This is a genomic window from Mycobacterium sp. TH-M25, assembly GCF_057473665.1.
The window spans coordinates 1-2,192 of sequence record NZ_JBYCLA010000359.1; the positions used below are offsets into that span (position 1 = coordinate 1).

The 2,192-nt window shown below is 60.3% G+C and carries 3 protein-coding genes; 1 reads left to right on the forward strand and 2 read right to left on the reverse strand.

Annotated features, from left to right (window positions below; all coding sequences use genetic code 11):
• Positions 1 to 84 precede the first annotated feature (84 nt).
• Together AC2VOU_RS12175 and AC2VOU_RS12180 are read right to left on the reverse strand one after the other, a co-directional pair.
• A complete protein-coding gene (locus AC2VOU_RS12175; RefSeq protein ID WP_486957611.1) occupies positions 85 to 1,059 on the reverse strand; it encodes an ImmA/IrrE family metallo-endopeptidase in 975 nt (324 codons plus the stop codon).
• Positions 1,056 to 1,640 (reverse strand): hypothetical protein, encoded by a 585-nt coding sequence (locus AC2VOU_RS12180; RefSeq protein WP_486957613.1) that lies wholly within the window; start codon positions 1,638 to 1,640, stop codon positions 1,056 to 1,058. The genes AC2VOU_RS12175 and AC2VOU_RS12180 overlap by 4 nt, the downstream gene beginning before the upstream one ends.
• A 355-nt stretch (positions 1,641 to 1,995) precedes the next feature.
• On the opposite strand from AC2VOU_RS12180, the gene AC2VOU_RS12185 reads away from it, so the two are divergent.
• Positions 1,996 to 2,192, forward strand: a 197-nt coding sequence (locus AC2VOU_RS12185) for a type IV toxin-antitoxin system AbiEi family antitoxin domain-containing protein (protein ID WP_486957612.1), incomplete at its 3' end; no start/stop codon positions are given.

A 2,192-nucleotide genomic window follows, 5' to 3' on the forward strand; every position in this document is an offset into this window, starting at 1 on the left:
ATTTCCCATCAAATTCGCTGAAATGACCGTGCGCTTGCGGGCCGATCCGGCTGTCAGTCATAAGATCCGACGTAGGGATGGCGACTAGGCCAGGCGGAGGTGATTCCAGTTCACCAACTCGCGGAGGTGTTTTCCATTGACCCCGAGCGTTTTGGCAACGTCAGTGACCCCTCCGTTCACTTCGACTAGACGCGGGAACAATGTCCCCGGTGCCGGCTGGAATTCTCCCGGTTCATTCTTACGCCACTTGGACATCTGGATCTGCAGCGCCCGGTAACGCGCATCATCGACGTAGTCAAGCTGATGAGCTCTATAGATGATGGCAGCCACCGACATACCCCAGTTACCCTTCAAGTGCACGAAGTCTGTCAATTTCGGTTTGTCAATCATCGCCGCATCGAAGTCATCCCGAGGGAACAATACCGCGCCTGAAAAGTGGTTCGCTTCAGTCTCGACCGAGTCGTGGCGCCGATCGTGAAATAATAGGTGGGCGCACTCGTGCGCCAAGCTGAACCGAAACCGGTCGCCTGGAACCGCTGGGTCAAGACCGATGACGGGAACGTCATTCACCCATGCCGAAATCCCGTCGAGCCCAGGGAGGTTGGCGATTGGGATCACACATACCCCCGCCCGTTCGACGAGGGCTGTCAAGTTTCGGATTGGACCGGAGCCTTCCTGGCCGAGGATGCCACGCAAATCGACGGACAGCTCTTCGATCTCATCAGGCGCGACGATGGGCGTCTGACGTTGGAGCAGAACGTTAGGCGCTTTCACCGTGACGCTCAGTAGTTCACTGAAGACTTGACCGGCAAGCCGGAGCAACTCCTTAGCCCGCTTCTTGGCGGCTACAGCCGTCGACGCCCGTGCGCGGTGGATCGGGTCAGACATGTCAGGCAACGCCAGACGACTATTGCTATAACCCAGAATCTCGAGGTCGCCACTAAAGCTGCGCCGACCACTTTCGATAGCGGAGACCATCGGAAGGGAGATTCCCAATATCTCGGCGAGGTCGGCTTGGTTCAACCCCTCGATATCACGGAATGCACGCAGCCGGTTCACAATTCGCCAGCTTCACCGAGGTCGGGGTTGCCCAGGTCATCGAACGGATCCGCATCGCCTTGATCGAACGCCAAACCACCGCCGTCACCTCCTGGCGGCGTAGCTGCATCGAACGCCCAGAACCCAATGAAGTCGATGCTGCCGGACGGAGTCAATCGCTTGCGCTGGGGCAGCTGCTTGGTGGGGCCCACCCACAGGCTCATGCCGGCGCGCTGAAAGTCGTACACCAGTAGGCTTGGCAGCCCAGTTGCGACGCGAGGCGGCGTAGCGAACAACGCAAGCTGCACAGGCGATCCCATCGCCTCCTCGATCCCGATTGCAGACTTGCTGCGAATTAGACAGGTCCAGCGCATCGCTTCATCTGTTACCTGAACGCGGCCGGACTCCATGTACTCGGGGTGCAGCGAGTACCGACTGGAGTGGCCGACCAAGGCCTGAACGATCGATCGAAAGCGGTGAGCCTTATCCATTCGGGTCGTAGGGAAGCCATGCTCGGCATTGAAAGTGTGCGCATCGGCGGCGGCCGCGAGGTAAGCCGACAGCAGTATCTGCGCAAACGGGTCGACATCAGCCTGCTGCATCTCCACGGAGTGGATACTACATCCCAGGTAGAATTTCTACACGAAATGTTGCATTCCCTGGCTTGCGCGTGTCGGGAGACGGGAGACGGGAGACGGGAGACGGGAGACGGGAGAGCTTACGCACCATGGCGGCGCCGCACGGTGCTCGGCCAGCCCTATGGACGAGCAACACTTACACCTGCCCCGGTAGGTCATCGAGCCGATACGAATACTCCACGCACGTCGAGAGTCCGCCCGAGGTCAGTCCAGACAAGCTTGGCCTGCGACCGACAGGTACGGCGCATGTCACCGCGGTAGAGCGCGATGACTTCCGGAACCTTCCTGTATAGCCCTACGCGTGGCCATAATCGGTGGCGTGAGAAGCAGTGACAACGAAGACACCCTGGCCATCGAGGCGACCGGGCAGTGGGGCATGTTCACCGCCGCCCAAGCCATCAGCCTCGGCGTCACCCGCAAGCGCCTCACCCGGCTGACCGCCGCCGGCCGCATCCACCACACTGAGACCCGCGGCGTCTACCAGTTTGCCGGCGTCCCCGACGACATCACACTGAG

Excerpts from the sequence above, each read along its gene's own strand:
- AC2VOU_RS12180 (WP_486957613.1), bottom strand. The coding sequence starts at position 1,640 with ATGCAGCAGGCTGATGTCGACCCGTTTGCGCAGATACTGCTGTCGGCT.